The 410-nt window shown below is 49.8% G+C and carries 1 protein-coding gene; it reads left to right on the top strand.

Annotation, left to right across the window (positions count from 1 at the left end):
* A partial coding sequence (locus tag ACYVTD_RS17285; RefSeq protein ID WP_461248869.1) for a mannonate dehydratase occupies positions 1-266 on the top strand: 266 nt, incomplete at its 5' end.
* Positions 267-410: the final 144 nt, after the last annotated feature.

Here is a 410-nt window from a genome sequence, read left to right as displayed (position 1 = left end):
GACGGATACACTTCGCCCACGTCCGCAACGTGCGCCACAACGGCCCCGGCAATTTTGAAGAGTCCGCCCATCTTTCCACGGACGGCTCTTTGGACATGTACGCTATTATGAAAGCCCTGCACGACACAGGTTACGAAGGCCCAATCCGCCCCGACCACGGCAGAAACATCTGGGGAGAGGTTTCCATGCCCGGCTACGGCTTATACGACAGGGCGCTGGGAGTAAGTTACCTGTGCGGGTTATTAGAAGCTATAGAGAAAAGTTAAGAAAAGAACACGAAGACCTCACGCAGAGGCGCAAAGGCGCGGAGGACGCAGAGTTCTTGTCCGTTAGATTTTCGTTTTACTAAGATATATTATCGTTCAACAAAGATCATGAAAGTTTAAAGTTAATATTTCGAACAACAACTC

This window comes from Treponema sp. R6D11 (genome assembly GCF_054786075.1).
This window is presented reverse-complemented; position numbering and strand designations above follow the sequence as displayed.